Here is a 5,571-nt window from a genome sequence, read left to right on the forward strand (position 1 = left end):
GCCCCGCCGCCGACCCGCCCCGCCGTCGTGCCGCGGGCCCGGGGGGGGGCCCGGGGCGCCCCGGCGGCCGGGGTGGGGGGGGGCCCCCCGCGCACAGGTGCGCGGGCGACCCCGAAGGACGGATCAGCCGTTGCGCGGGCCCGGGAACACTCCCGGCCGCACGTCCTCGCGGAGCGGTGGACGGTCCGCCGAGGGCTGCGGCGGCATCGAACGGGCCGCCGGGACGGACGGCAGCGCGGGCGACCCGGGCACCGGGCGCTGCGCCACGACCTCGGCCGCGCTGTCCGCCGCCACCGGCTGCGGGGCCGCGCGCCGGGTGCCGTAACGGCGGTGGACGGCCTGCTTGGTGACCCCGAGCGCGGAGCCCACCGCGTCCCAGGAGAAGCCCAGCGAGCGGTCGAAGTCCACCGCCGCCGTCACCAGGGTCTCGACGCTGTCCCGCAATTCCTGGGCCAGCCTCACGGTGGGGGCCGGGGCCCTTCCGTAGACGACGAAGCCCGTGGAAGGGCCGGAGCGGCGCGGACGGTAGACGTTGCCCAACTGGGCCGTGAGCGTGCGCAGCGCGTCCACCTGCCGCCGGACCCGCTCGATGTCCCGCACCAGAAGATGCAGACTGGCCCGCGCTTGGGCGTCGTGGGTTGCGTGGTCGGCCATGAAGAAGCCTCTCGAACCGGCGTTGAAAGGGATCGGGCCGCACGAGGGCGGCTCGCTTCGGTCAATCTCTCTTGACCAACGCGGCACCCGGGCCTGTGGTCACGCTCCCGGGGCGTATCCGCACATCCGAGGGGCGTGCGGGCGCGCGTACGCCCCCCGGGCTCCGGCCCCGTACGACCGGGCGCACGCCCTCGGGCGCCCGTCGGCACCGCCCCTGGGGCGTGTCCGGCAAGCAGCGCCGTCCGCCCGTAGGCCGAGCAGGCGGGACTTTTCGGACACGCCCTAGACTGGTGCGTCGCTCGTCCCGCACCGTCAAGGCCCGAGAGGCAGCCACCACCCATGAAGCTCGTCTTCGCAGGCACCCCCGAGGTCGCCGTTCCCGCCCTGGACGCCCTGATCGCCTCCGGCCGTCACGAGGTCGCCGCCGTCGTGACCCGGCCCGACGCCCCCGCCGGGCGCGGACGGCGGCTGGTCGCCAGCCCGGTGGCCGAGCGGGCCGAGGAGGCGGGGATCGAGGTGCTCAAGCCGGCCCGGCCGCGCGACGAGGACTTCCTGGCCCGGCTCCGCGAGATCGCGCCCGACTGCTGCCCCGTCGTCGCCTACGGGGCGCTGCTGCCCAAGAGCGCCCTCGTCGTCCCCGCCCGGGGCTGGGTCAACCTGCACTTCTCGCTGCTGCCCGCCTGGCGCGGCGCCGCCCCCGTCCAGCACGCGGTCATGGCCGGCGACGAGGTGACCGGGGCCTCCACCTTCCTCATCGAGGAAGGGCTGGACTCCGGGCCCGTCTACGGCGTCCTCACCGAGGAGGTCCGGCCCACCGACACCAGCGGCGACCTGCTGACCCGGCTCGCCTTCGCCGGCGCCGGACTGCTCGCCGCGACGATGGACGGCATCGAGGACGGCACCCTGCACGCCGTGCCCCAGCCCGCCGAGGGGGTCACCCTCGCGCCGAAGATCACCGTCGAGGACGCCCAGGTCCAGTGGTCCGCGCCCGCCCTGCGCGTCGACCGGGTGGTCCGCGGCTGCACCCCCGCCCCCGGCGCCTGGACGCTCTTCCGGGGCGAGCGCCTCAAGCTGGTCCAGGCCCACCCCGTCGTCGACCGGCACGACCTGGCCCCCGGCGAGCTGTCCGCGACGAAGAACAGCGTCCACGTCGGCACCGGATCGCACGCCGTGGAGCTGCTCTGGGTCCAGCCCCAGGGCAAGAAGCCGATGCGCGCCGCCGACTGGGCGCGCGGGGTGCGCATCGCCCCCGGCGAGCTGCTCGGCGCCTGACGCGGCGGGCCGGGCCGGGCCGGGGACGTAGGCTGGGAGGGTTCGCCCCCTCACCACCAGCGGAGCACCTTTCACGTGAACGACCAGCCGCGTCGCCGTCCCGCCAAGCCGCACCGCCGTCCCCAGAAGGACCCGGTCCGCTTCCTCGCCTTCGAGGCGCTGCGGGCCGTCGACGAGCGCGACGCGTACGCGAACCTCGTCCTGCCCCCGCTGCTGAAGAAGGCCCGCGCCAAGGGCGGCTTCGACCAGCGGGACGCGGCCCTGGCCACCGAGCTGGTCTACGGGACGCTGCGCCGCCAGGGGACGTACGACGCGATCGTCGCCGCCTGCATCGACCGGCCGCTGCGCGAGGTCGACCCGCCGGTGCTGGACGTGCTGAACATGGGCGTGCACCAGCTGCTCGGCACCCGCATCCCGACGCACGCCGCCGTCTCCGCCAGCGTCGAGCTGGCCCGGGTGGTGCTGGGCGAGGGCCGCGCCAAGTTCGTCAACGCGGTGCTGCGCAAGGTGTCCGCCGACGACCTCGACGGCTGGCTGGCCAGGGTCGCCCCTTCCTACGAGGAGGACGCCGAGGACCACCTCGCCGTCGTGCACTCCCACCCCCGCTGGGTCGTCTCCGCGCTCTGGGACGCGCTCGGCGGCGGACGCGCGGGCATCGAGGACCTGCTCGAAGCAGACAACGAACGCCCCGAGGTCACCCTCGTCGCCCGCCCCGGCCGCTCCACCACCGGGGAACTCCTCGACGTCCTCGGCGAGGAGAACGGCCTGCCGGGCCGTTGGTCGCCGTACGCCGTGCGGATGGCCGAGGGCGGCGAGCCCGGCGCGCTGGACGCCGTGCGCGAGGGCCGGGCCGGGGTCCAGGACGAGGGCAGCCAGCTCGTGGCCGCCGCCCTGGCGAACGCCCCGCTGGAGGGCGGGGACAGCCGCTGGCTCGACGGCTGCGCCGGGCCCGGCGGCAAGGCCGCCCTGCTCGCCGCCCTCGCGGCGGACCGCGGCGCGACCCTGCTCGCCGCCGAGAAGCAGCCCCACCGCGCCCGTCTGGTGGAGCGCGCGCTGGCCGGCAACCCCGGCCCCTACCAGGTGATCACCGCCGACGGCACCCGCCCGCCGTGGCTGCCGGACAGCTTCGACCGGATCCTGATGGACGTCCCGTGTTCGGGTCTGGGCGCGCTGCGGCGCCGCCCGGAGGCCCGCTGGCGGCGCCGCAAGGAGGACCTGGAGGCCTTCGCGCCCCTCCAGCGCGCGCTGCTGCGCGAGGCGCTGAAGGCGGTCCGGGTCGGCGGCGTCGTCGGCTATGCGACCTGCTCGCCGCATCTGGCCGAGACCCGGGTGGTCGTGGAGGATGTCCTCAAGGGACGCGGCGGCGCACCCGCCGAGGCCGAGTGGGTCGACGCCCGCCCGCTGATGCCCGGGGTGCCCGCGCTCGGCGACGGACCCGACGTCCAGCTCTGGCCGCATCTGCACGGCACCGACGCCATGTACCTGGCGCTGCTGCGGCGCACCGCCTGACCGTGCCCTCCCGCCCCCGGCCCGCGCCGGGGGCGAAAAGGCCGGGAATGCGCGAACCGTAATGATCCCGTGAGGCTTTGGGGCGCACCGAAGCGGGGAAGTGCCGCAGAACATGGCAGGCTTGGCCCATGGCCCAGATCAACCCCAGCATTCTCTCCGCCGACTTCGCACGTCTCGCCGAGGAGGCCCAGGCCGTCGAAGGCGCCGACTGGCTCCATGTCGATGTCATGGACAACCACTTCGTGCCCAATCTGACCCTCGGCGTGCCGATCGTGGAATCGCTCAGCCGGGCCACGTCCACCCCGCTGGACTGCCATCTGATGATCGAGGACGCGGACCGCTGGGCTCCCCAGTACGTGGAGGCGGGCGCGGGTTCCGTCACCTTCCACGCGGAGGCCGCCGCCGCCCCGGTGCGGCTCGCGCGGGAGATCCGGGCCAAGGGCGCCCGCGCCTCCATGGCGCTGAAGCCGGCGACGCCCGTCGAGCCGTACGAGGACCTGCTCCCCGAGCTCGACATGCTGCTGATCATGACCGTGGAGCCGGGCTTCGGCGGCCAGGCCTTCCTCGACATCATGCTGCCGAAGATCCGCCGCACCCGTGAGCTGATCTCCAAGCACGGACTGGAACTCTGGCTCCAGGTCGACGGCGGGGTCTCCGAGTCCACCATCGAGCGGTGCGCGGAGGCGGGCGCGGACGTCTTCGTCGCCGGTTCCGCCGTCTACGGAGCCGAGGACCCGGCCGCGGCGGTCCGGTCCCTGCGCGCCAGGGCCGACGGGGCGATCGCCTCCGCCGGCTGGGCCTGCGGCCACTGACCTCCGGCCGCCCGCGCCCCCGGCCGGACGACGGCCGGGCCAAGGGCGGATGAACGCGGTCCGACGGGACCGGTCAAGGATCGCCGTATCTGACAGGATGAACGGCGTATCGAGAGCGTGAACAGCAGTGAGGAGAACGCGGTGTCTGCAATGTCGGCGGGCAGGTCCGCCCTGCGGATGGGGCCCGCGGAGCTGGTCCAGGCGGCGGCCATGGCCCGCCGCTTCTACCTTGAGGGCAAGTCCAAGATCCAGATCGCCGAGGAGTTCGGCGTCAGCCGCTTCAAGGTCGCCCGGGTCCTGGAGACGGCGCTGGAGCGCGACCTCGTACGGATCGAGATCCGCGTCCCCGCCGAACTGGACGCCGAGCGCTCCGACGCGCTCCGCGCCCGCTACGGACTGCGTCACGCGGTCGTCGTGGAGTCCCCGGCCGAGGAGCAGGACGACGCCGCCGACCCGGAGAACCTGGGCGAGGTCGCCGCCGATCTGCTCGGCGAACTGGTGACCGAGGGAGATGTCCTCGGGCTCGCCTGGGGGCGGTCCACGATCCACATGGCGGCGGCCCTCGACCGTCTGCCGCCGTGCACGGTCGTGCAGCTCACCGGCGTGTACGACGCGGGGACGGCCGAGCGCGGCTCGGTCGAGGCGGTCCGGCGGGCCGCCCAGGTCTCCGGCGGCGAGGCCCACCCGATCTACGCGCCGATGCTGCTGCCCGACCCGGCGACGGCCGCCGCGCTGCGCCACCAGACGGGCATCGCGCGCGCCTTCGAGTACTTCGACAAGGTGACGGTGGCGGCCGTCTCCATCGGTTCGTGGGAGCCGGGCATCTCCACGGTCCACGACATGCTCTCCGACGCGGAGCGGCGCCACTACGCCTCGCTGGGCGTCGCCGCCGAGATGTCGGCGCACCTCTTCGACGCGGACGGCCGGCGGGTCGGCCGCGACCTCGGCGAGCGCTGCATCACGGTCGAGGCGGACCGGCTGCGCCGGATTCCCGAGGTGGTGGCGATCGCCGGCGGCCAGCGCAAGGCCGCGGCGATCGGAGCGGTGCTGCGCTCGGGCCTGGTCACCAGCCTGGTGACGGACACCGCGGCGGCCGACTATCTGCTGACCGAGTCGGTCGCGCCGCGCCGTCCGGCGCTGGAGCGGGCCGACCCGGACGGCGACTGAGTCCCGGAAGACGAGGGAGGGGCGGGGGGGCGGGGGGCGGTCGGTCGGCGTCGCGATCGGGGGGCGGGGGCGCGGGCGGGGGGGGGGGGGGCGGCGGGGGCGGCGGGGGGGGCGGGGGGGCGGGGGGGGGGGCGGGGGGGGGGGGTCGGTGGCGGGG

General features: G+C 75.5%; 5 protein-coding genes. 4 read left to right on the top strand and 1 reads right to left on the bottom strand.

Translation table 11 applies throughout. The features are described from left to right. Positions 1–123: 123 nt before the first annotated feature. On the bottom strand, positions 124–654 hold the full coding sequence (locus ACFVDM_RS28185) for a hypothetical protein (protein ID WP_383646115.1): 531 nt from the start codon (positions 652–654) through the stop codon (positions 124–126). Between the two features lie 339 nt (positions 655–993). On the opposite strand from ACFVDM_RS28185, the gene fmt reads away from it, so the two are divergent. The 4 genes from fmt (at position 994) to ACFVDM_RS28205 (ending at position 5,414) form a co-directional block, all read left to right on the top strand. Next, positions 994–1,926, top strand: coding sequence for a methionyl-tRNA formyltransferase (fmt, locus tag ACFVDM_RS28190; protein WP_383646118.1), 933 nt, complete (start codon positions 994–996; stop codon positions 1,924–1,926). Between the two features lie 75 nt (positions 1,927–2,001). Further along, positions 2,002–3,435 (top strand): RsmB/NOP family class I SAM-dependent RNA methyltransferase, encoded by a 1,434-nt coding sequence (locus ACFVDM_RS28195; protein WP_383646121.1) that lies wholly within the window; start codon positions 2,002–2,004, stop codon positions 3,433–3,435. A gap of 128 nt (positions 3,436–3,563) precedes the next feature. After that, positions 3,564–4,247, top strand: a complete 684-nt coding sequence (rpe, locus tag ACFVDM_RS28200; RefSeq protein ID WP_383646124.1) for a ribulose-phosphate 3-epimerase — start codon at positions 3,564–3,566, stop codon at positions 4,245–4,247. A 150-nt stretch (positions 4,248–4,397) separates the two neighbouring features. Beyond that, complete coding sequence (locus tag ACFVDM_RS28205; protein ID WP_383646166.1) at positions 4,398–5,414, top strand: sugar-binding transcriptional regulator; 1,017 nt, start codon at positions 4,398–4,400, stop codon at positions 5,412–5,414. Positions 5,415–5,571: the final 157 nt, after the last annotated feature.

This window comes from Streptomyces sp. NPDC057682 (assembly GCF_042799575.1).
Lineage (GTDB): Bacteria > Actinomycetota > Actinomycetes > Streptomycetales > Streptomycetaceae > Streptomyces.